Origin of the sequence: Rhizobium sp. TBD182, assembly GCF_001950375.1 — a bacterium.
Lineage (GTDB): Bacteria > Pseudomonadota > Alphaproteobacteria > Rhizobiales > Rhizobiaceae > Agrobacterium > Agrobacterium tumefaciens.
The window spans coordinates 1,279,095-1,300,731 of sequence record NZ_BDLN01000001.1; the positions used below are offsets into that span (position 1 = coordinate 1,279,095).

The 21,637-nt window shown below is 59.2% G+C and carries 20 protein-coding genes; 4 read left to right on the forward strand and 16 right to left on the reverse strand.

The window, feature by feature from the left end:
- Positions 1-6 precede the first annotated feature (6 nt).
- The 3 genes from pgl (at position 7) to T18_RS06440 (ending at position 4,207) form a co-directional block, all read left to right on the forward strand.
- Positions 7-705 carry a 6-phosphogluconolactonase gene (gene pgl / locus T18_RS06430; protein ID WP_019564290.1) on the forward strand — a complete coding sequence of 233 codons (699 nt, stop codon included), beginning with the start codon at positions 7-9 and terminating at the stop codon, positions 703-705.
- Between the two features lie 123 nt (positions 706-828).
- The gene (gene edd, locus T18_RS06435) at positions 829-2,649 is read left to right on the forward strand and encodes a phosphogluconate dehydratase (RefSeq protein WP_003515140.1); all 1,821 of its coding nucleotides are present in this window, start codon (positions 829-831) and stop codon (positions 2,647-2,649) included.
- 193 nt (positions 2,650-2,842) lie between these two features.
- Positions 2,843-4,207 (forward strand): metallophosphoesterase, encoded by a 1,365-nt coding sequence (locus tag T18_RS06440; protein WP_038489856.1) that lies wholly within the window; start codon positions 2,843-2,845, stop codon positions 4,205-4,207.
- A gap of 21 nt (positions 4,208-4,228) precedes the next feature.
- On the opposite strand, the gene T18_RS06445 is transcribed toward T18_RS06440, so the two are convergent.
- The 6 genes from T18_RS06445 to T18_RS06470 all read right to left on the reverse strand — a co-directional run bounded on the left by T18_RS06445 (position 4,229) and on the right by T18_RS06470 (position 11,285).
- Positions 4,229-4,585 (reverse strand): hypothetical protein, encoded by a 357-nt coding sequence (locus T18_RS06445; RefSeq protein ID WP_034501827.1) that lies wholly within the window; start codon positions 4,583-4,585, stop codon positions 4,229-4,231.
- A gap of 254 nt (positions 4,586-4,839) precedes the next feature.
- The gene (locus tag T18_RS06450; RefSeq protein ID WP_038489853.1) at positions 4,840-5,928 is read right to left on the reverse strand and encodes an ABC transporter ATP-binding protein; all 1,089 of its coding nucleotides are present in this window, start codon (positions 5,926-5,928) and stop codon (positions 4,840-4,842) included.
- A gap of 21 nt (positions 5,929-5,949) precedes the next feature.
- Positions 5,950-7,605, reverse strand: coding sequence for an alpha-glucosidase family protein (locus T18_RS06455; RefSeq protein ID WP_038489849.1), 1,656 nt, complete (start codon positions 7,603-7,605; stop codon positions 5,950-5,952).
- A gap of 36 nt (positions 7,606-7,641) precedes the next feature.
- Complete coding sequence (locus tag T18_RS06460; protein ID WP_003515133.1) at positions 7,642-8,802, reverse strand: carbohydrate ABC transporter permease; 1,161 nt, start codon at positions 8,800-8,802, stop codon at positions 7,642-7,644.
- Position 8,803: 1 nt separating this feature from the next.
- Positions 8,804-9,817 (reverse strand): carbohydrate ABC transporter permease, encoded by a 1,014-nt coding sequence (locus tag T18_RS06465; protein ID WP_003515131.1) that lies wholly within the window; start codon positions 9,815-9,817, stop codon positions 8,804-8,806.
- A gap of 106 nt (positions 9,818-9,923) precedes the next feature.
- The gene (locus T18_RS06470; protein ID WP_038489846.1) at positions 9,924-11,285 is read right to left on the reverse strand and encodes an ABC transporter substrate-binding protein; all 1,362 of its coding nucleotides are present in this window, start codon (positions 11,283-11,285) and stop codon (positions 9,924-9,926) included.
- Between the two features lie 276 nt (positions 11,286-11,561).
- On the opposite strand from T18_RS06470, the gene T18_RS06475 reads away from it, so the two are divergent.
- Complete coding sequence (locus T18_RS06475) at positions 11,562-12,587, forward strand: LacI family DNA-binding transcriptional regulator (RefSeq protein WP_013635488.1); 1,026 nt, start codon at positions 11,562-11,564, stop codon at positions 12,585-12,587.
- 9 nt (positions 12,588-12,596) lie between these two features.
- Here the strand turns inward: T18_RS06475 and folD are convergent, their stop codons facing one another.
- From folD to T18_RS06525, 10 genes are all read right to left on the reverse strand, one after another.
- Positions 12,597-13,496 (reverse strand): bifunctional methylenetetrahydrofolate dehydrogenase/methenyltetrahydrofolate cyclohydrolase FolD, encoded by a 900-nt coding sequence (gene folD, locus T18_RS06480; RefSeq protein ID WP_038489842.1) that lies wholly within the window; start codon positions 13,494-13,496, stop codon positions 12,597-12,599.
- Positions 13,497-13,573: 77 nt separating this feature from the next.
- Positions 13,574-15,349, reverse strand: a complete 1,776-nt coding sequence (locus T18_RS06485; RefSeq protein WP_038489838.1) for a hypothetical protein — start codon at positions 15,347-15,349, stop codon at positions 13,574-13,576.
- A gap of 113 nt (positions 15,350-15,462) precedes the next feature.
- On the reverse strand, positions 15,463-16,137 hold the full coding sequence (locus T18_RS06490) for a WecB/TagA/CpsF family glycosyltransferase (protein WP_003515124.1): 675 nt from the start codon (positions 16,135-16,137) through the stop codon (positions 15,463-15,465).
- 177 nt (positions 16,138-16,314) lie between these two features.
- Complete coding sequence (locus T18_RS06495; protein WP_003515123.1) at positions 16,315-16,851, reverse strand: hypothetical protein; 537 nt, start codon at positions 16,849-16,851, stop codon at positions 16,315-16,317.
- The gene (locus T18_RS06500) at positions 16,851-17,219 is read right to left on the reverse strand and encodes a hypothetical protein (protein WP_003515122.1); all 369 of its coding nucleotides are present in this window, start codon (positions 17,217-17,219) and stop codon (positions 16,851-16,853) included. The genes T18_RS06495 and T18_RS06500 overlap by 1 nt, the downstream gene beginning before the upstream one ends.
- A 29-nt stretch (positions 17,220-17,248) precedes the next feature.
- Positions 17,249-17,806, reverse strand: coding sequence for a rod-binding protein (locus tag T18_RS06505; protein WP_003515121.1), 558 nt, complete (start codon positions 17,804-17,806; stop codon positions 17,249-17,251).
- Positions 17,807-17,921: 115 nt separating this feature from the next.
- Entirely contained in the window at positions 17,922-18,341 is a 420-nt protein-coding gene (locus T18_RS06510; protein WP_003515120.1) for a hypothetical protein, read from the reverse strand.
- 15 nt (positions 18,342-18,356) lie between these two features.
- Positions 18,357-19,112 carry a flagellar biosynthetic protein FliR gene (gene fliR / locus T18_RS06515; RefSeq protein WP_003515118.1) on the reverse strand — a complete coding sequence of 252 codons (756 nt, stop codon included), beginning with the start codon at positions 19,110-19,112 and terminating at the stop codon, positions 18,357-18,359.
- The gene (gene flhA / locus T18_RS06520; protein ID WP_003515116.1) at positions 19,109-21,196 is read right to left on the reverse strand and encodes a flagellar biosynthesis protein FlhA; all 2,088 of its coding nucleotides are present in this window, start codon (positions 21,194-21,196) and stop codon (positions 19,109-19,111) included. Before flhA ends, fliR begins: the two co-directional genes overlap by 4 nt.
- 159 nt (positions 21,197-21,355) lie before the next feature.
- Positions 21,356-21,622 carry a flagellar biosynthetic protein FliQ gene (locus tag T18_RS06525; protein WP_003515115.1) on the reverse strand — a complete coding sequence of 89 codons (267 nt, stop codon included), beginning with the start codon at positions 21,620-21,622 and terminating at the stop codon, positions 21,356-21,358.
- Positions 21,623-21,637: the final 15 nt, after the last annotated feature.

Sequence of the window (21,637 nt, forward strand, 5' to 3'; positions counted from 1 at the left end):
GCGGGTATGAGCGAAACAATCCATGTCTTCGACACAGCCGCTGAACTGGCGAAAACCTTGGCGGCGGATGTTGCCGCGCGTCTCGACGCGGCAACGAAAGAATACGGAACGGCAAGCATTGCCGTTTCGGGCGGTTCAACGCCCAAGCTGTTCTTCCAGGCGCTTTCCCATCATGATCTCGACTGGAGCAACATCAGCGTGACGCTGGTTGACGAACGGTTCGTGCCGCCAGAAAGCGAGCGCTCGAACCACCGGCTGGTCAGCGAGAACCTGTTGCAGGACAAGGCGAAGGCGGCCTATTTCGTGCCGCTGTTCCAGCCCGCGGCCTCGCCTGAGGATGCAGCGACGCTTGCGACCGTCAAGACCGAAGCGATCTGCGATCCTTTCGATGTCGTCGTGCTGGGCATGGGAACGGATGGGCATACGGCATCGTTCTTTCCCGGTGGCGACAATCTCTACGAAGCGCTCGACCTTGACGAACCGCGCGGCGTTTTGACCATGGCGGCGGAAACCGCGGGGGAAGAACGGTTGACGTTCAACTTCTCCAGCCTTCACGACGCGGGTTTTCTGGTGCTCCACATCGAAGGTGCAGCAAAAAAGGCGACGCTTGAAAAAGCACAGTCGGGCGAGGATGAGGACGAAATGCCGATCCGCGCCGTGCTGAACCGGGCAGAAACCGCCCTGGATATTTACTGGGCGCCATAACTGGATGCGGTTGCCGCGCAAGCGGCCCCGCGACAGCGCCCGACGACACAAGACGAAAACACGATAACCGGTCCTTCATCTCCCGGAACGCCGGTTCTCGACCAACGAACAGGATGAACGCTCATGTCCGCCGATTCCCGCATTCAGGCCATTACCGCCCGCATCGTCGAACGCTCCAAGCCTTACCGCGAGACCTATCTAGAGCGGCTGCGGCTGCAGGTTTCGAAGGGCGTTCATCGCTCCACTCTCTCCTGCGGTAACCTCGCGCATGGATTTGCTGTCTGTTCCCCCGCCGACAAGGACCTCCTTGCCGGCGACCGGGTTGGTAATCTCGGCATCATCACCGCCTATAACGACATGCTGTCGGCGCACCAACCCTACGAGACCTTTCCGGCAATCATCCGCGAGGCCGCAGCGCAAGCTGGCGGCGTGGCGCAGGTCGCGGGTGCCGTGCCTGCCATGTGTGACGGCGTAACCCAGGGCCAGCCGGGCATGGAGCTCTCGCTATTCTCCCGTGATGCCATCGCCATGGCTGCCGGCATCGGCCTGTCGCATAACATGTTCGACGCCGCCGTCTATCTCGGTGTCTGCGACAAGATCGTTCCCGGCCTCGTCATCGCAGCGCTTTCCTTCGGTCACCTGCCCTCCATCTTCATCCCCGCCGGGCCGATGACCACTGGCCTGCCGAACGACGAGAAATCCCGCATTCGCCAGCTTTATGCAGAGGGCAAGGTTGGGCGCGCCGAGCTGCTGGAGGCGGAGTCCAAATCCTATCACGGTCCCGGCACCTGCACTTTCTACGGCACGGCGAATTCCAACCAGATGCTGATGGAGATCATGGGTTTCCACATGCCCGGCTCTTCCTTCATCAATCCCGGCACGCCGCTGCGCGACGCGCTGACACGCGAGGCCGCCAAGCGGGCGCTCGCCATCACCGCGCAGGGCAACGAGTTCACGCCTGCGGGCGAAATGATCGATGAGCGCTCGATCGTCAACGGCGTCGTCGGCCTGCACGCGACGGGCGGCTCGACCAACCACACCATGCACCTGATCGCCATGGCGCGCGCAGCCGGCATCATCCTCACCTGGCAGGATATTTCCGATCTGTCGGATACCGTGCCGCTGCTCGCCCGCGTTTATCCCAACGGTCTTGCGGATGTGAACCATTTCCACGCCGCGGGCGGCATGGGCTTCCTCATCAAGCAGCTTTTGAAACAGGGCTTCGTGCATGACGACGTCCGCACCGTCTTCGGACAGGGGCTCGAAGCCTACACCGTGGATGCAAAGCTTGACGAAAACGGCGCAGTGACCCGCGAGCCTTCTCCCGAGCAGAGCCACGACCCGAAGGTTCTCGCCAGCATTGAAACGCCGTTCCAGCCGACCGGCGGTCTGAAAATGCTGACCGGCAATCTCGGCAAATCGGTCATCAAGATCTCCGCCGTCAAGCCCGAACGCCATATCATCGAGGCGCCCGCGATCGTCTTTAACGACCAGCAGGAGCTTCAGGATGCCTTCAAGGACGGCAAGCTCAACCGCGATTTCATCGCTGTCGTCCGTTTCCAGGGTCCGAAGGCCAACGGCATGCCGGAACTGCACCGCCTGACACCGCCACTTGGCGTGCTGCAGGATCGCGGCTTCAAGGTGGCGCTGGTGACGGACGGACGCATGTCCGGCGCTTCCGGCAAGGTGCCGGCCGCCATCCATGTCACGCCGGAAGCTTCCGAATGCGGCCCGATCTCGCTCATCCGCGATGGCGACATCATCCGTCTCGACGCCATTTCCGGAACGCTTGAAGTGCTTGTTCCAGCCGCAGAGCTGGCAAAGCGCGAACCGGCGCGCGCCGACCTTTCCGCCAACGAATGGGGCATGGGCCGCGAACTTTTCGCCCCGTTCCGCCGTAATGTCGGCCCTGCCGACCAGGGCGCCAGCGTTCTGTTCCATTGATCGCCCGGAGGCGAAGGCCGGATTCGGCCTCGCCTCCGCACCCTCTTGGCATGACCTGCACAACCCGCGCTGAAACCGCTTTATTTCCCGTCTCTTAAACGCCAAACTTGTCATGCGGCTGTGATGATCGCCCTATAGGGGCTTCTCAGCCAGCCGCGGGACGATCACGCATTTCAAGATGATGGGGCCAGACATGACGATTTTCTTAAGCAAACGCCGTGACGTGCTGAAGCTTATGGCTGGCACCGCCATACTGCCGCTGATGGTGGTGGCAACGCCGGCGGAGGCGCAGGATGTGGCCCTGCGTGCAATCGTGATTTCCGACCTGCATTCGGCCTATGAGCGCATCGGGCAGCTCCTAGCAGCCATAGAAATGCGCATCGCGGCTGAAAAGACGCCCCACATTATTCTTCTGAACGGCGATCTGTTCGAAACCGGCAATGCGGTGGCGACACAGTCGTCCGGCGAAATCGAGTGGACGTTCCTCTCGGCGCTCGCCAGGCTCGCGCCCACCGTCATCAATATCGGCAACCATGAACCGGATATCGATAACGACCTCGCCAATTTCGTCAGTCGTGCCCGCGCGCTCGGCATCAACGTGCTGTCCAACATCATCGACAAGCGCAGCGGCGCACCCTATGCACCGGCCAGTGCGGAGGTGAGTGTGGGCGGACGGCCGGTCGTCGTTGCGGGCCTTGCCACCAACGCGATCAATACCTATCCGAAGGCGACGCGTGAGATGCTGGATATTCCGCAGCCTGTGGAATGGGCCAAGGCGAATCTGCCGGCAATCGTCAAGCCGGAGGCGATCAACATCGTTCTCAGCCACGCCGGTGTTGTTGCCGACCGCGATATCCTGCCGTTGCTGCCCGATGGCACCCTGCTGGTCGGCGGCCACGATCACCTGAACTTCGTGCATGAACAGGGTGCGACGCGCTATGTCCACACGGGCTCATGGTGCACATCCATGGCCATTGGGACGATCCAAGCTGCTGGCAAGGCGCCGACGATCGAGACCGTCGCCATTGACAGCGACGCCCCCTCCTCCCCGGCGCTCAAAGGCCTGATCGAACAGACGCTCGACAAACATCTGACGGCAGAAGAGAAGGCGGTTGTCGGCAAAACGGAAAAGGCGATGACAGTTGACGAGGCAGGACGCCGTGTGGCGCAACTGATCGCCGCAAAAACCGGCGCGGATGTCGGCTTCATAGGCCACACCTCCTTCGGCGCTGGTTTGCCAAAGGGTGATATCCGCCGCTACGATTTCAACGCCTCGCTGCGTTTCGACGGCAAGCTGATGGTGACGGAAGTGGATGGCGAAGCGCTTGCGCAAATCCTCAAGCGCTGCAATCAGGACGGCGACATTCCGCTTGCTGACCGCACCGGCGATTATCTTTACGCCATGCCGGAAAAACCGGTCACAAGAGAGCGATACAAACTGGTCTGCAACGACTGGTCCGCCACCAACCAGAAATCCTATTTCGGCCGCAGCGATCTTGCCTTTGCGGAAGTGCCGGATGTGAAGCTGAAGCAGACGGTTCTGGGTGGGCTTTCCTGAAGCCGGAGATTCTCCAGCCCCTCAGAAAGACCGGATATCGAGCTTCCGGTCCTTGTGCGCCGGATGCGTGCTGAACACGAAAATGCGGTCGAGTTCCTTTTGCGTCAACATGCGCAGGAAACGGACGTGGATGGTGTTGTTGGCGTTGACGCGCAACATAACGCAGCCGATCTTGGTGATGCGGGCGTCGGGAATATCCAGATAGAACTGGTTCGGAAGATTGTATTTCGTCAGCAGTGCCAGCACTGCCTCGGTCTGGGAAATGCGAATGACGTCGCAACGGCGAGCGGCCATATGCATGACGGCCTTCTCGGTATATTCGATGCGCGCCGCATTCATGGTGTCTTCCATGCGAAACCGGCCTTCGCGGTCGTACATGAAGGATTCTTCCTTGGTCAGGTAACTGTTCTTGATAACACCCGCACTGCTCTGCACGCCCTGACCTCCATGCTCTTTCAACGTCTCCAAGATTAAAACGTAGTCTTTAACAATTCATATCAGCGTCACCTTAAACAGACCGAAGACGGAACATTTTTGGCATTTTTCCACAGCGGCAAAATATCATGAAAAAACCCCGGAACGGGACGTTCCGGGGCATGTTTCCTGAAGCTCACCGGCCATTGTCTCCGCAACTATCTGCGGTAGTTCTTGCCCTCGGCATCAAAGAGATGGAGCTTTGCCTGCGGTGCCGCAAAACGCAGGGTCTGACCCTTGGCGACGGATACGATGCCTGGCACCTTGACGATGATCGGCTCCTGCCCCTTGGGCGCTTCGAGATAAAGCAGGGTCACTTCACCGAGAGCCTCGACGATCGCGACTTTTCCCTCGAAAAGATAATCGTCGCCGGTGACGATGCTCAAATCCTCCGGCCGGACACCGAAGCTCGCGACCTTGCCCTGCTCGGTTGCAGGCGTGGGAACGACGATGTTCAGCGTCTTGCCTCCGGCAAGTTCGATCGAAGTCCGCTCCCCGGTTACGGCAATTTTTGCCGCAATGATGTTCATGGCGGGCGAGCCGATGAACCGCGCCACGAAGAGGTTGGCGGGGTTTTCGTAAAGTTCCAGCGGCGGGCCGACCTGTTCCACACGACCCGCATTCAAAACGACGATGCGGTCGGCCAGCGTCATCGCCTCCACCTGATCGTGGGTGACGTAGATCATCGTCGTGTCTGCCATCTGCTCATTGAGCTTGGCGATCTCGATGCGGGTTGCCACGCGCAGCGCGGCATCGAGGTTCGACAGGGGTTCGTCGAACAGGAACACCTTGGGATTGCGGCAAATGGCACGGCCGATGGCGACGCGCTGGCGCTGGCCACCAGAAAGAGCCTTGGGCAAACGCTCCAGATATTGCGTCAGCTGCAGGATTTCGGCAGCGGCGCGGACGCGGCGGTCGATCTCCTGCTTGTTTTCCTTGGCGATCTTCATGCCGAAGGCCATGTTGTCGTAAACAGTCATATGCGGATAAAGCGCATAGGACTGGAACACCATGGCAATGCCCCGACGCGAGGGCGGGATTTCATTGACCAGCTGGCCGTCGATAAACATCTCACCGCCGGTGATTTCCTCCAGACCCGCAATCATGCGCAGCAACGTCGATTTCCCGCAGCCGGACGGCCCGACGAAAACGATGAATTCGCCCTGTTCGATCTCCAGATCGATGCCGTGCAGGACTTTTACCTGCCCGTATGATTTGCGGATATCCTTGAGAACGAGACTTGTCATGGGTTGTTCCTCCCTGCTCTATCAGGCGTAACGGGCGAAGAAAGCGCCCCATGCCGGAAGTTCTACGCTTCTGCCGTCCACACCGTTTGCAAAGCCGTGGCCTTCGAGAACCTCCCAGTTCCCTTCCGGCAGCGTCGCCTTTGCCGGTGTCGCGGACAGATTGAAGAGGCACAGAACGGTTTCGTTGCCGAGCGTGCGGGTGTAGCTCAGCACGTCGCCCTCCACTGGCTGGAATTCGATGCCGCCCTTGGCAAAAGCGGGATGCTTTTTGCGGAAGGAAAGGAAGCGGCGGTAGTGCTCCAGCACGGATGCCTCATTGCCCTGCTGGGCGCTGACGGCACGCTGCTTGTGTTCGGCCGGAATGGGCAGCCAGGTCTTGTCCGAGGTCGAGAAGCCGGCCTGCGCATGGCCCGCATCCCACACCATCGGTGTGCGGCAACCGTCGCGGCCCTTAAATTCCGGCCAGAACTGGATGCCGTAGGGGTCCTGCAAATCCTCAAAAGCAATATCGGCTTCAGTAAGGCCCAGCTCTTCACCCTCATAGATGCAGACGGAGCCGCGCTGCGTCATCAACAACGCCGAGAGCACCTTGGCGAAAGCATCCTTATCCTCGACATGCTCGCCCCAGCGGCTGACATGGCGAACGACATCGTGGTTGGAGAAAGCCCAGCAGGCCCAGCCTTCCGGCGCCGCCCTGGCAAAATCCGCCTGCACATCGGCAACACGCTGCGGCGTGAGCGCATCCGGCGCCAGGAATTCGAAGGCGTAACACATCTGCATCTTGTCGTCGCCGGAGGTGTATTCACCGACGATTTCGAGTCCGCGCTGGCTGTCGCCCACTTCACCAACGGCGGCGATATCCGGAAACTCGTCCAGCACGGCGCGGAAGCGTTTCAGGAAGGCGATGTTTTCGGGGCGGTTCTTGTCGTAGAGATGTTCCTGGAAATTGTAGGGATTGACCGCAGGTGCCGTAGAGGCGTTGCGGCGCTCCGGCGCCAGCGCCGGGTTGTCGCGCAATTCCAGATCATGGAAATAGAAATTGATGGTATCGAGGCGGAAACCATCGACGCCGCGCTTCAGCCAGAAGCGGGTGATATTGAGCAGTTCTTCCTGCACTTCCGGATTATGCAGGTTGAGATCCGGCTGCGAGGTCAGGAAGTTGTGCATATAATATTGCATGCGGGTGGGGTCCCACTGCCAGCCGGAGCCGCCGAAGATCGACAGCCAGTTGTTGGGCGGCGTGCCATCCGGCTTGCTGTCCGACCAGACATACCAGTCCGATTTCGGATTGTTGCGGCTGGCGCGGCTTTCCACGAACCACGGATGCTGGTCAGACGTGTGCGACATGACGAGGTCGATCATGACGCGGATACCCAGACGGTGCGCTTCCGCGATCAACCCGTCGAAATCGGCAAGCGTGCCGAACATCGGATCGACATCGACATAATTCGAGACGTCATAACCGAAATCCTTCATCGGCGAGGTGAAGAAGGGCGAAATCCAGATGGCGTCGGCACCGAGACCGGCAATATGCGCCAACCGGTCGGTGATGCCCTTGAGATCGCCGATGCCGTCGCCATTGGAGTCCTGATAGGAGCGCGGGTAGATCTGATAGATCACGGCGCCGCGCCACCAATCCTTGTTGGGTGTCAAAGCGGAAGTCACCGGAGCGGTCATAGTCTCATCCTGTCTGGTATGGGCGTTCATGTATAATCAGCCTCCCTTGACGGAGCCTGAGAGCAGGCCACGCACGAGATAACGTTGAAGGGCAAAGAAGACGCCGAGCGGCACGACAATGGTAACGAAGGCCGAGGCGGTGAGGATTTCCCAGTTGCCGCCGCGCGAACCGAGCAGCGCGTTCAAAGCACCGGTCAGCACCAGCTCATCCTTCTGCGTGCCGAGGAAGACCATGGCGACGAGCAGGTCGTTCCAGGTCCACAGGAACTGGAAGATGGCGAAGGAGGCGAGCGCCGGGAAGGACAGCGGCAGGATGATCTTGACGAAGATTTCGAAATCGCTCGCGCCGTCGACACGCGCACTTTCGATGATCTCTTTCGGCAGGCCGGAAATGTAGTTGCGCAACAGGTAGATGGCGAGCGGCAGACCGAAGGCGGTGTGCGCCAGCCAGATGCCGGCATAGGTCTTGGACGGTACGCCGAAGATATTGCCGATTTCGTTGTAGAGTTTCAGGAGCGGTATCAGCGACATCTGCAACGGTACGACGATGAGGCCCACTACCATCGCAATCAGAAAATTGCGGCCGGAAAAGCTCATCCATGACAGCGCATAGGCGGCAAAGGCGGCGATGAGGATCGGAATGACGGTTGCCGGCACGGCGACTGTCAGCGAATTGACGAAGGACTGGCCGATGCCTTCCGATGTCAGGACGGTTCGATAATTGTCGAGTGTGAAGACCGGCGGTGTCGCGACGGAAATATAGACGCGTTTGCCGCGAGAGCCCTCGAAGCTTGAGGCCTTGCTGTATTCATAGGTGCCATCGGTGTTGACGAGCAGCGTTTCCCCGTCGCCGATATCTGCCGCTTCACCGGCTTTGAAGGCCGTCGGCTCCTGCACGCGAACGCCGAAGGCTGCAACTTTGCCCCCCTGTCCGCTTTCAAAAACATTACCTGATATTACGTAGCGGTTCCCGTCCTGCTTCTGCACGGCAGCGTCGGCAAGGCGAACCGCCGCGGTCTGCTCGGAACTGGAAAAGGCCGTCCACCAGCCCGACACGGTGATCTGGTCCTTGTCGCGCAGGGAACTTACGAGAATACCGAGTGTGGGCAGAAGCCAGAGAAGCACGACGACCAGCACGCTGGCATGGACGATCAGGCGCGGCAGGCCGACGCGGCGCAGACGTTTTACGATATCCATCTCAGCGGCCCTCCATCTCGCGGTTCGCCTGGCGGATGTTCCAGACCATGATCGGGGTGACGGCCGCCATGATGACGAGCGCTATGACCGCACTTCGGCCACTGTCACCACCGCCGCGGAACATCCAGTCGAACATGAGGTTGGCGAGAACCATGGTGTTCCACTGACCGTTGGTCATGGTCAGAACGATGTCGAAAACCTTGAGAACGAGAATGGTGATGGTTGTCCAGACGACGGCGATGGTGCCCCAGATTTGCGGGACCATGATCTTCCAGAAGATCTGCCAGCCATTGGCGCCATCGATGACGGCCGCTTCGATTGTCTCTTCCGGAATGCCGCGCAGCGCTGCCGACAGGATGACCATGGCAAAGCCGGTCTGAATCCAGATGAGGATGACCATCAGGAAAAAGTTGTTCCAGAAGGGCATGGAAATCCATACCTCCGGGCTGCCGCCGAAAAACTCGACGACGGCGTTGAGGAGGCCGATCTGCACCTGACCTTCGGCGCGATACTCGTAAATGAATTTCCAGATGACGGAGGCACCGACGAAGGAGATCGCCATCGGCATGAAGACGATGGATTTGGCGATGTTGCCCCACCAGATGCGGTCGGTCATGACGGCAATAACGAGGCCGAAGAAGGTGCAGGCGGCCGGCACCACGGCCAGCCAGAGGATGTTGTTGAAGATCGATTGCCTGAAGCCGGCATCGAAAAATGCCCAGCGATAATTGGCAAGACCTACGAATTCGGCGCCGGTCCGGTCATAGAACGAGAGGATGAGCGTCGCGATGACGGGATAGACCAGATAGACGAGAAGAAGGAGAAGAGCGGGGCCGATGAACAGCCAGGGCCTGACCGACGCGCGGCGGTTGAGGTTGCGGGATGCCTGCAACACGTCTCCCGAGCGGACGGGAAAGATTACCTGCAACAGTTTGTCGGATAGCCAATAATAGGCAGCGCAGGCAAAAACGCCGGCCACCATGACGCCGATGGCAGAAACGAGTTGTTGAGCCATGTTCCCTCCCTTGATCCTCTCCGCGCCGCGCTGATTTTATGCGGTCGACGGCCGTTCCGTTGGCAAAGGCCCGGCGGCATCACCGCCGGGCCAAGCTCTTTTGAGGTTACTTCAGGCCGTCCCAGGCCTTCTGGATATCGGCAGCGACCTGATCGGCCGACTTGCCGCCGACGAAATCGATCATGCCGGTCCAGAATGCACCCGCGCCGATCTTGCCCGGCATCAGGTCGGAACCGTCAAAGCCGAAGGTGGTCGCGGAGGTGAGGATTTCACCCTGGCGCTTCATCTGCTCATTGGCATAGGTATCGACATTCACACCCTTATACGGCGTCAGGAAGCTGGACTGTGCCATCCAGACTTCATGGGCGATCGGGGTTTTCAGGAAGTCGACGAAAGCCTTGGCGGCGGGCGCTTCCTTGGTGATGGTGACGAGCGTGCCGGCGCCCAGAACCGGCTTGCCGAGTTCAGGCTTTGCGGCATAGGTCGGCATATAGAAGAAATCCACATCCGTTCCGACCTTGGTACCATCAGGGAAGAAGGACGGCACGAAGGACGCTTGATGGTGGAGGTAGCACTTCGGCGGAATGTCGAAGAGACCCTTCGGGCTGTCGCGGAAGTCGGTGGAGGCCACAGCCGCAACGCCGCCGCTGACATATTTTTCGTTCTTGGCGAATTTGCCGAATTCATTGATTGCCGCAACTACGGCCGGATCGGTGAACTTCACCTCGTTCGTCGTCCATTTCTGATAGACGTCGAGTGGCTGCGTGCGCAGCATCAGGTCTTCCACCCAGTCCGTTGCCGGCCAGCCGGTCGCACCGCCGGAACCGAGGCCGATGCACCAGGGTGTACCGCCATCGGCAACGATCTGGTCCGTCAGCTTGAACAGGTCTTCCATGCTCTCGGGCACTTTATAGCCCGCTTCCTCGAAGTTCTCAGGCACGTACCAGACGAGCGACTTCACGTCGGCCTTGAAGGGAAATGCAAAGTAAGCCTTGTTGCCGTCCTTGCCCTTGTAGCTGCCGAGATCAACCCAGGACTGGCCAGCGCCGTAATTGTCCTTAACCCAGCTTGCGGTCTCATCGCCGAGCGGAACCAGAAAACCCTTGGCGGCGAGATCGGCCAGAAGACCGGGCTGCGGCAGGATGGCGATGTTGGGCGGAGAACCCGCCTGCGTGTCGATGACGATCTGCTGTTCGTAGTTTTCCGAGGAGGAATAGCGGACGTTCACGCCGGTCGCGTCGGAGAAATAGGCCAGCACCGTCTGGAACAGCGCCTCGTCCTCACCGCGCCAGGGCCCGAAAATCGTCAGCGTCTGACCTTTCAGGTCGGCATGGGCCGCCTTGAAGTCTTCGTAGCTTTTCCAGTTGAACTTGGCATCCTGACCGGGCGCGAATTTCAGATCGGCGGCAAAGGCCGAACCCGACAGCAGCACTATAGAAGCCGCCGTCGCCAAAAAGGTCTTCTGCATGTGATTTACCTCCCATCACATAAAAGGCTCAAAGCATCTCCCATAAATCAAAGCGCTTTGGCTGCCTATTCATCTCATTGTCATTGAGAAGGAGTCAAGAGGCTCTTTCGCTGGACATGCCGCATTGTCGTATGAATAGTCATACTTACTTAGAAAGGCGGCTATCGTTTTCGATTGAGAAAACCGGCAGGGACTGGTAAAAAACTAAAGCGCTTTGGGAGTTAGAGGAGAGGCTTTTGCCATTTCCGATGCGCGCGCATTGGAGGAAAAACAGACATGAACCTGAAACAGTTGTCGCAACTGCTGGGGATTTCTCAGACAACCGTCAGCAGAGCGCTCAACGGATATCCCGAGGTGAGCGCAGAGACGCGCCGCCGCGTCATGGAAGCCGCCGAAAAGACCGGATATCGCCCGAATGCCGCGGCGCAACGGTTGGCGACTGGCAAGGTCGGCTCCATCGGACTGGTCATGCCGGTTGGCGAGCACCACCGCTCGGATGTGCATTTCGGCGAATTCCTGAGCGGTCTAGGCGAAGAAGCGGCTCGCAGCGGATTTCACCTCGTCATCACGCCCACGGAGCCGGAAAAGGAACGGGAAGCCCTGCGGGGGCTGGCGGCGAGCGGCAGCGTCGATGGCATCTACCTCGCCTATATGAAGAAGAACGACGCCCGCATCGCCATGATGCAATCGCTTTCCCTGCCCTTCCTCGTCCATGGCCGCTCCATCGGCGTGGAAGAGGATTATCCCTTTCTCGACGTGGACAATGAGGCCGCATTTCGCGATGCGACCCAGCTGCTGCTTCAGCTTGGCCACAAGCGGATCGGGCTTCTGAACGGGCCGGAGGGCTACGACTTCACCTTCCGCCGCTGTCTCGGGGTGGAAAAGGCGCTGACGGCAAATGGGCTGACATTGCGCCCGGAACACACAAGACACAGCAGCATGACCGACGAGGAGGGTTATCTCGGCATGGAAGCGCTGTTGTCACAGCCGGAACGACCAACCGCCATTGTATGCGCGAGTACCGCATTGGCACTCGGCGTGATCCGCTCGCTCAACCAGCGCGGCTTGAAACCGGGCAAGGATATTTCGCTGATTGCCCATGACGATGTGTTGCCGCTGTTGAAGCCCGACAATTTCTCGGTGCCGCTCACCACCACCCGTTCATCCTTGCGGGCGGCGGGGGTGCGTGTCGGGCAGCGCCTGATCAACCGGATCAAGCTTAACCAGACCGAACCTCATCAGGAACTCTGGAAGGCGGAACTTGTCGTCCGCGCCTCCACAGGACCGGCTCCGAAAGAGTAACTACCGATTTCAGAACTTCGGTGCGGTCTTTCCAAGCGCGCGATAGGCGGCGATGACGGTGTTGGCCATCAGCATGGCAATCGTCATCGGGCCTACGCCGCCCGGAACGGGGGTAATGGCAGCAGCGACTGCGCTTGCCTCATCATAGGCGACGTCACCGACCAGCTTCGATTTGCCTTCACCCTTTTCCGGAGCGGGAATGCGGTTGATGCCGACATCGATGACGGTCGCGCCGGGCTTTACCCAATCGCCCTTCACCATTGCCGCGCGACCCACCGCCGCCACGAGAATATCGGCCGTCTTGCAAACGGTGGCGAGATCCTTGGTGCGCGAATGCGCCATCGTCACCGTGGCGTTGGCGTTCAGGAGAAGCTGGCCCATCGGCTTGCCGAAGAGGTTGGAGCGGCCGATGACCACGGCGTTCAGGCCGGAAAGATCTTCGCCGTGAATGCTGCGCACCAGAAGCATGGCGCCGGCTGGCGTGCAGGAGATGAGGCCGGTTGCGAGATCGCCGGTCGCCAGCTTGCCGGCGTTCAGCACGCTCAGGCCATCCACATCCTTCTCGGGCAGGATCGACTGGATGATCTCATCGGAATTGAAGTGTTTCGGCAAAGGAAGCTGTACCAGAATGCCGTGGATGGAGGCATCGGCGTTCAGTTCGCCGACCAACTTCAGAAGCTGATCTTGAGTTGTTTCTTCCGGCAGCGTGTGCTGAACGGAATTGAAACCGCATTGCTTGGCTGTCTTGCTTTTGGAATTCACGTAAGCGTGGCTGGCCGGATCGTTGCCGACGATGACAACCGCGAGACCGGGCTTCACACCCTGTTCCGCCTCAAGCGTTTCTGCCGATTTGCGGACCGCCTCCGTTACCGAAGCCGCCTTTGCCTTTCCGTCAATCACAACTGCCATGCGTCCTGCTCCTGCTGGATTACGTTGGCCCCGTATGGTGCCGACTTTGCAGGAATGCAAGCAAAAATGCAGCTTCGTCAGGCAGTTTTGCGGTAGTCGTCGCGATGCTCGGCGTAATCGGCGAGGCGCTCCCTCAAGAGCGCCAACTCGCGTCTCAATTCCGCCAATTCCTCGGCTTCGGCCTGCTCATGGTCGAAATGCCCGGCAAGGGCTTCACTGAGCAAGGGCGGCAGCTCCGGTGTCGTCTGGGGGGTATTCCTGACGGTGCGGTTGCCCATCAGAACCTGCCGCACACGCTCGTCCAGCGGAATGTCATCGGTATCGAATCCGCTATCGTTCGCCGCCCCGGCGTAATAGTCCGCGAACTCAGCCTCCGGCTCGAATTCGCTATCCGCGGCCAGTTCTTCAAGATCATGAAACACATCCGGCTGGATCGGCTCGAACTCGGGAAACTGCCCCGATTGCTCAGGCGCTTTTTCGGAGGGCAGAACGTGCGCATCATCAAAGACGAGTGCCTCCTCCTCGTCATGGCGACGGTAGCTCAGGAGATACAGGCTGCCCAGCAGGCCGAGCAACGCGCCACCGCCTGCCAGCATCGCGGCTTGTGTGAGGTCGCGCGACAATTCGCCCGGTCCGGCCTTCCTGGTGAGGCGGGTCTCAACGGCGGTTGTGGTGGATGAGGACGTGTCCCGACGCTCGCTCGCCTCAAGATAGGCATTTCGCGCCGTTTCCAGTTCACCCTGCAATCTGGAGAATTCACCGGGCGTGACACCAAGGCTGCTCAGGCGGTCGAGATGTTTCGTTCGTTCGGCGTTCGCGGTTGCAACTTCTTGTGCGACGCGCTTGTCATCAGCGCGCAAGCCATCGACCAGCTGACGCAATGCGGGAGCGACAAGCGCCTGCACGGCATCTACGGCATTCTGGGCGGCGATGCGGCGGGGATGTTTCGGGCCGTAATCGATCGAGACTCCTGAAAGCGCCATGCTGGCACTTGCATGTCTTTGCCTGATGTCCTCAAGCACAGAGAAAGCAGCGCCTGACGGCAGGGGCTTTGACAATACGTCATTCGGCTTGAGGCCGGTGGCCACCGCCAGATCCGTCTGAAGCGACTGCTGCTGCTGGGTCGTCCCCGCAAGGCTGTCATTGAGATCGCGCAATTGCTGCTCGAGTTGCTGCACTTCCGCCAGGACGGTCTCGCCGTGGCGCATCTGGAAACCGTTCAAGGCGGCTTCCGCCTCGTCCAACCGGGTGCGCGCCCGCTCCGTCTCGCGCATGGCGGGCGTCATGGTGCCGGCCTTGCCATCCGCCATGACACGCATCGAAAGATAATCCGTAAGCCGCATCGCTGTTTCCGGCGTCGCTGCCTTCGAGGTTACGATCAGCGTGTTTTCATCTGGCGTCAGTTCCAGACGTATCGCCTCGCCCACAGCACCGTTCAATGCTTCACGTGGGGAAAGCGAACGGGCATCCGCCCCGGTCAAAAGGTCGAAAAGCAGGCCAAGTTCGCCCTGATTGCGAACGCCGACCATGTCGGCGGGCTTCAATTTGAGGTCGCCCGTTATACGGTCCAGACCGGAAGGAGAAAGCAGGGTGCGGCGGGCCATGGCAAGAAAGCGTGCCGCATCGGGTGCATCGTAGCCAGTCTGGGTAACCTCGACATGCGCCTGCGAAACATATCCGCGAAAACCGGAATCGATGAGCAGCAGCGGAAGTGCAGCCCCCACAACGGTGGCAGCGGCTACGCAACCGGCTGTCAGAAGCCGCAGACAATGTTTGCGAAATTGCGGCGCAGGCACGGCAACACCATCCTCATCAGGGCGCGTCGCCATCATATCGGGACTGTGATCAACCATCTGAAGCCGTCTGCCACGCTCGGCGCCGCCCGCAACAGGCGGCTTTCAAAACCTTACGGGAGGTTAAAGGATCATGGCAAACAAATGGTTAACGCGGGCCTTGCCGACCCGCCTCAGCCCTTGCCGAGCGCGATGTGCCAGGGCTCAGCGCAAAGGCTGTAAAGCCAGCTCATATGCAGCTTGCGAAAGATCTCGGGCATGCCAGCCACTTCGGACGCCAGCACCTTGAACAGGGGACCGACCGCGATGGCGAGACGCGCATCATCGCGATTGATGCTGCGATGCAGCCATTTCTCCTGGTTTTCCGCAAGCATGCCCGCCAGCACGACATCCACCTTCACGCCCAAAGTATCCCGGTTCAGCATCACGAAATCATGCCACGGCGCATGTGCGCGCAGCTTGGCGAGGACCTCTCCGACTTGTGCTGCGTCATCCCCCGCAACGCCGATACGTTTCGGCACCGCCATATAGGTCAGAAGTGCCATGACGAAGGCAACGCCATCGATGGTCTCGGGCAGAGGCTTGCCGTGTTCGGCGCGTGCGGCGGCATTCATACCCCTGCCCTGCGGCAGAAGCAGACAGCTTTCCAGAATCTGCCTGTAAGCAATGTCCTTGAGGGACAGTCTGGCATTCTGGATGGTAAGAAATGAGAGCATCGTGTGGCCATCACAAGCCGAAGCCTGGCCGCTGACCATTTCCAGCGCCCCGTTCCAGTCCAGATCACAGACGCGCAGTCCGTGAATATTCCGTTGCGATCCCGTCCGCGCAAAATCTGCCGCGAAATTCATGCCAGCCCCCGAATGCCAAATTCACCGCCGCCAATCCGGCGCATGGTTTGCGGGACGGCAGCTCATGGGTCTGTTTATACAGGTGCTGGTTGAATTTACCCTGAAGGCAACCGATCGAATATTCCGGAAAATAGAAAGGGGCGATTAACCAGACCGGTGGCCTGCACCGCGCCGCCGTTAGTGGCTTGGGGCCGCTTCTTTTCCGGTGTCGACTTTCTCGCCTTCGACAAGCTTGACCGAACGGGGCGAGCCGTTGCCCTTTTGCTCGCGAATATCGGCCTTCGACAGATAATCGAGCTGCTCGATCAGGACGTCCCCGACCACCTCGTCGCCGAGTTTCTTGTTCAGCCCCTCTCGGATGCGCTGCTTGAAGACATCAGGGTCAAAGGTGGAGATATTGGCGATGTTGACCATGGAAGAACCCGCCAGAAGCGTGAAGAGTTCGTCGGTCATCAATTGCGTTGCGGGCAGTTCGATCTTCGCCATCTTGTCCTTGTCGACACGCAAGGAAATGCGGCTGAGGAAATAACCGTTCACACCACCGTCATTGATGACGGGGATGGTGATGCTTTCGCCTTTGACCAGTTGCAGACTTGCCTTTTTCGCCCCCGCCTCATCTCCCGACGAGGGGGCCGTCGCCATCTGGACGGAGAAATACACCGCGCCGAGCGTGACGGCGCAAACCCAGACGCCGGTGAGAAGAAGCTTCAACATCAGGAGGCTGCGCCGTACATGAACTGTTCCTGGGAATAGGTGCCGTCCGTATCGGCTTCCTGGATCGCGGTCTTGAGAAGATCCGCAACAGCGCGAACCGCATTCAGATGCGCCTCGACGCGGCTGGCATTGGTCGCGAGCTTGGACTTGATGCCCTGCACCTGATCGAGATGTCCGGCGGCGATTTCCTCATGGGGCGTATCGCGGAACAACATCGTCAACTCATAGAGGCAACGGCTTTTATGGGCATTGGAGACTTTGAAATCGAACTGGGGGTCCTTACCGATATTGTCATTCTCATTGTCGATGATCATTTCAAGACGGCCGAGAACGGATTTGATGCGGTGGTCGTTCGACATAAGGTCCATGCTTGTCTCCTCGTTATGATTTATCATGCTCAAGCCTCGTCCGTTTTATCATTGGAAACGCCGAGGACCTGCCTTTCGAACTCCGCCACCATCCGAATTGCAGCATTATGGTCTTTGTCATTCATGGATACGTCGGTAATGCCTTTGCTCTCGGCTTTCCGCAACGCATCCTTGTAGGCCTGTTCTGCAATGCCAACGCCGCCATTTCTGGAGATCGTGTCGGCAAACTGTTCCGCCATCATGCTTTTCCAGATCTCGCCGGCGTTGCCCTTGCCGTAGACCTCCTCGCTGTCTTTCGGCAGCATGTTGGCAACGAAGGTCTGAAGCACGGAAGCCTCATACTTGCGATATGTTTCCGGAACTTCGGTACGGGCAGAGCGGATGTTGGTATTGCCGAGACCTGCCTTCGAGGTGGCGCTGTCAAGCATATCAATGGCAGCGCCAAAGCCCTTGCCCGAATCGGCAAGGCTCGTCGCAGCGAAAGCCGCCTTGTTCGCCTTCAATTTTTCCTGGGCGACCTGCACTTCCTGAGGGTCCGCAGCGCGAACCACATCCATCACCAGATCGCTTATAACCGATATCGCCACGTCCAGAACTCCCGAGCTGACGAACGGGCGGCATTAAAACCGGGGCGTTCGCTCAATCAAGAAACACCGCTGAATACGTCTCTCTGGACGCCCAACGATGCAACAACGGGACAGACTATGGATCGCCAACCTTGCTGGAGGCTGGTGTCCGGGATGCGTTCGTGATTTCTAACAGATCATAGATTGCATTGTCGTCGGCCTCCCGATCCTCGAGATCGCGCGCGAGATGCATCCTGTCCTCCAGCCGGTCGGCCTTGGTCTTTTCCTTGAGCACCTTGTTTTCCTGCAATTGCTGCACGCCGGAGAGCTGACGGTCCTTGACGACAAGGCGGCCGTAACGATCCGAATAGTGCCTGGAGAACGTCTGGTGGACCGGCTCCATGGAACTCATCGCTTCAAGCACGTTCTCCATGGATTGCGCCACTTCGGCACGCACGCGGGTGGTGTCGGCCAGTTCCACCTCGGCCATTTTCTCCATGTGGCGCTGGACCGTTACCAGGCGCTTGAGTTTGGCCGAACGCTTGTCCGAAGCCATGGCGTTTTCTCCAGATCAGAAGCCGATGAAGACCGGGCCGAAACCATCCACGAATTGCCGGATGAGGGCCGCGATCGACAGGTAAAGCATGAAAATACCGCCCGCGAGAACGAAAGGCGTCGATATGAAGTAGACCGGTATCTGCGGCGCCAGCTTGTTGATGAGGCCGACCGCAACGTTGAACATCAGACCGTAAATTACAAAGGGGCTGGCAAGCCGCAGCATGATGGAAAAGGAGGCGCGCAGCGTATCTGTCAGGGTTATCAGCATCTTCTGGCCGCTGATGAGCGCGCCGACCGGTGTCGTGGCGTAGGAATCGACCAGCGCCCGCAGGACGATATGGTGGAAATCCAGGATGAACAGCACCATGAGCCCACCGAAGGTGATGAAGTTCGATATCTGGTTTTCCTGCACGTCTTCAACGGCATCCGCTCCGCCGGGAGCGCTAAGCCCGATGGATGCGCCGATGAGCGCGCCCGTGAACTGGAAGCCGAGCGTGTAAAACCGCGCGATCAGCCCGTACATTGCGCCAATGACGATCTCGGTGAAGATGAGGCCGACAACGGCGCCCTGGCTTGCGCCGGAGACTTTCGGATAGATCGTATCCCACAGTACCGGCAGAAGCGCCATGGACACCGCAACGCACAGGAGAATGCGTATCTGCGGCGAGATGCGCGAACTGGAAAAGCCCGGCATGGTCATGAAGCAGGCGCCGATACGGCAAATTGCAAGGAACAATGCGATAATTGTCCCTTGCGGGTCGGTTATCATGAAATGGCGCCCAGAATCTTGATCTCCAGCCCCTTGGCCAGTTCCACATGCGAGAGAACCGGCAGGGTCGCAAAGAGTCGTTCGATGATCATGCGCACATAGGACCGTGTTTCCGGCGACGTGACAAGGACAAAGGGTAGTCCGCGATCCATGAATTCACGGATAACTTTCGATGCCTGCTCGGAAAATTCCTCGAGATGGCGGGGATCGATATCGAATTCGACGATTTCGCCCTTTTGATCGCGCTTGAGCGCCTGATGGAAGACCATGTCCCATTTGTTGCCGAGGCGAAGCACACGCAATACGCCATTGTCGGCAAGATCGCCGCAGAGCTGCTGCGACATGCGCACCCGTACATGTTCGACGATCTGCTCGGTCTTGCGCACATGCGGGGCAAGTTCGGCGACCGCTTCCAGAATGAGATGCAGGTTGCGGATCGACACACGCTCGGCGAGCAGCAGTTTCAGCACGGCCTGCAGGCCGGAATAGGACATGTGCGACGAGCAGATTTCGTCGGCAAGCTTCTTGTATTCCGGGTCCAGCCTGTCGATGAGGATCTTGACGTCCTTGTAGGACAGCAATTGCGGCAGATTGTTGCGAATGACTTCGCTCAGATGCGTCAGCACCACAGAGACATTGTCGATCGGGTGAAAACCTTCGCGCTTCAAATCCTCGGTGAATGTCTCGAGAATGGAAACGGCCGGCATGCCGAAGGCGGGTTCGCGGATTTCGTCGCCCGGAATGCTCGGCTTGCGCCCTGCCCCCGTCACGACAAGAACATCGCCAACGCGCAGATTGCTCGACGCGATCGTCGTGCCATGGACACGGATCTGGTAGGCCTTTTCCGGGATCATGATGTCGTCGGAGACCTTGATCTCCGGCACCACGAAGCCGTATTGGGTCGCGAATTTCTTGCGCATCTTGCCGACACGGAAAGCCAGTTCCTGATGCGCACCGAGGAGGCGGGTCGAAACCTGCTTGCCGAGGGCAAGTTCAATTTCGGACGTCTTGAGGACCTGCTTGACGGAGTCCTTTTCCGCTTCGTTGGTCTGGAGAACCTTGTCCTCCTCTTCCTGACGGCGCTGCGCGCTTTCCGCTTCGACCTGGCGCGGAATATACCAGCTGCCGAAGGCCATGATGCCGCCCAAAAGCGTGAAGGGCAGGAAGGGCAATCCAGGCATGACGGCAAGAAGCCCCATCAGCATGGCTGCGACCATCAAGGCACGCGGATATCCGCTCAGCTGATTGATGACGGCCTGATCCGTCGATCCCGAGGTGCCGCCGCGCGACACCAGAAGGCCAGCCGCCAGCGACACGATAAGGGCCGGGATCTGCGAAACGATACCGTCGCCGACCGAAAGCTTCACGAAAACATCGGCAGCCTCGCCGATCGGCATGCCGTGGCGGAAGTAACCGATGATGATGCCGCCGAAAATATTGATCGCGGTGATGATCAGGCCGGCGATCGCATCGCCGCGTACGAATTTGGAAGCACCGTCCATCGAACCGAAGAACGAGCTTTCCTCTTCCAGCTCGCGGCGGCGGCGTTGCGCTTCCTTTTCATCGATGATGCCGGCGGACAAATCGGCATCGATCGACATCTGCTTGCCGGGAATGGCATCCAGCGTGAAGCGCGCGCCGACTTCGGCGATACGGGTGGCACCCTTGGTGATAACGATGAAGTTGACGGTGATCAGGATCAGAAAGACGATCAGACCGATCACGAAGTCGCCGGACATGACGAGGCTGGAGAAGCCCGCAATCACGCCGCCCGCCGCCGTCGGCCCCTCGTTGCCGTGCGAAAGGATGACACGCGTCGTCGCGATGTTCAGCGACAGGCGAATCATGGTCGCGATCAGCAGCACGGTTGGAAAAGACGAGAAATCCAGCGGACGCTGGATCCAGAGCGCCACCATGAGGATGAGGACCGAAAGTGCTATGGAAAAGGCCAGACCGACATCCACCAGAACGACCGGAATGGGCAGGAACAGCACGCAGAGGATCGACACGATGCCCAATGCGAAACCGACATCCCGCATGCTCGGGCTTACCTTGGGCAAGGAAATGACTGGTGGTTGCGCCATAAAATCGTCCTGTCTCTTCATGAGAAGGGCGACGGAAAAGCCGCCGCACGGTTCCGCGGCACCGGTTTTCTAAAATCGCTGACGCAATTCAGCCCGATGCTTCAGCCTATCCCTAGTCGCTGAAGCTTGCGCGAGGATGGCATCCAGGCGGTACGGGCGTCAGAAGCCCGACTGAACCCGCGAAAAGACGAGATTGGAAAAAAGGGCGATCTGCGCGCCCACAAACGGGGCGGCAACGCCGAGAACGATCATGATCGTTACGATTTTAGGGACAAAGGTCAGCGTCATTTCCTGAACCTGGGTCAGGGCCTGGATGAAGGCGATGGCGACACCAACGATCATGGCCGCGAGAACGGCGGGACCGGCCGCGACGAGAACCGTCCAGACTGCCGCCTGCATGATATCAAGCGCATCGGCCTCGTTCATCGTCGCATCCTTTAT

What these genes read in the sequence shown, in the direction of transcription:
- T18_RS06495 (WP_003515123.1), bottom strand. Translation starts at nt 16,851, where the DNA reads ATGTTGAAGCTTCTTCTCACCGGCGTCTGGGTTTGCGCCGTCACGCTC.
- edd (WP_003515140.1), top strand. Translation starts at nt 829, where the DNA reads ATGTCCGCCGATTCCCGCATTCAGGCCATTACCGCCCGCATCGTCGAA.
- T18_RS06510 (WP_003515120.1), bottom strand. Translation starts at nt 18,341, where the DNA reads ATGGCTTCGGACAAGCGTTCGGCCAAACTCAAGCGCCTGGTAACGGTC.
- T18_RS06450 (WP_038489853.1), bottom strand. Translation starts at nt 5,928, where the DNA reads ATGACAAGTCTCGTTCTCAAGGATATCCGCAAATCATACGGGCAGGTA.
- flhA (WP_003515116.1), bottom strand. Translation starts at nt 21,196, where the DNA reads ATGGCGCAACCACCAGTCATTTCCTTGCCCAAGGTAAGCCCGAGCATG.
- T18_RS06490 (WP_003515124.1), bottom strand. Translation starts at nt 16,137, where the DNA reads ATGAATTTCGCGGCAGATTTTGCGCGGACGGGATCGCAACGGAATATT.
- T18_RS06445 (WP_034501827.1), bottom strand. Translation starts at nt 4,585, where the DNA reads ATGTACGACCGCGAAGGCCGGTTTCGCATGGAAGACACCATGAATGCG.
- T18_RS06440 (WP_038489856.1), top strand. Translation starts at nt 2,843, where the DNA reads ATGACGATTTTCTTAAGCAAACGCCGTGACGTGCTGAAGCTTATGGCT.
- T18_RS06455 (WP_038489849.1), bottom strand. Translation starts at nt 7,605, where the DNA reads ATGACCGCTCCGGTGACTTCCGCTTTGACACCCAACAAGGATTGGTGG.
- T18_RS06500 (WP_003515122.1), bottom strand. Translation starts at nt 17,219, where the DNA reads ATGGACCTTATGTCGAACGACCACCGCATCAAATCCGTTCTCGGCCGT.
- T18_RS06470 (WP_038489846.1), bottom strand. Translation starts at nt 11,285, where the DNA reads ATGCAGAAGACCTTTTTGGCGACGGCGGCTTCTATAGTGCTGCTGTCG.
- T18_RS06485 (WP_038489838.1), bottom strand. Translation starts at nt 15,349, where the DNA reads ATGGTTGATCACAGTCCCGATATGATGGCGACGCGCCCTGATGAGGAT.
- T18_RS06460 (WP_003515133.1), bottom strand. Translation starts at nt 8,802, where the DNA reads ATGGATATCGTAAAACGTCTGCGCCGCGTCGGCCTGCCGCGCCTGATC.
- fliR (WP_003515118.1), bottom strand. Translation starts at nt 19,112, where the DNA reads ATGATAACCGACCCGCAAGGGACAATTATCGCATTGTTCCTTGCAATT.
- folD (WP_038489842.1), bottom strand. Translation starts at nt 13,496, where the DNA reads ATGGCAGTTGTGATTGACGGAAAGGCAAAGGCGGCTTCGGTAACGGAG.
- T18_RS06475 (WP_013635488.1), top strand. Translation starts at nt 11,562, where the DNA reads ATGAACCTGAAACAGTTGTCGCAACTGCTGGGGATTTCTCAGACAACC.
- T18_RS06465 (WP_003515131.1), bottom strand. Translation starts at nt 9,817, where the DNA reads ATGGCTCAACAACTCGTTTCTGCCATCGGCGTCATGGTGGCCGGCGTT.
- pgl (WP_019564290.1), top strand. Translation starts at nt 7, where the DNA reads ATGAGCGAAACAATCCATGTCTTCGACACAGCCGCTGAACTGGCGAAA.
- T18_RS06525 (WP_003515115.1), bottom strand. Translation starts at nt 21,622, where the DNA reads ATGAACGAGGCCGATGCGCTTGATATCATGCAGGCGGCAGTCTGGACG.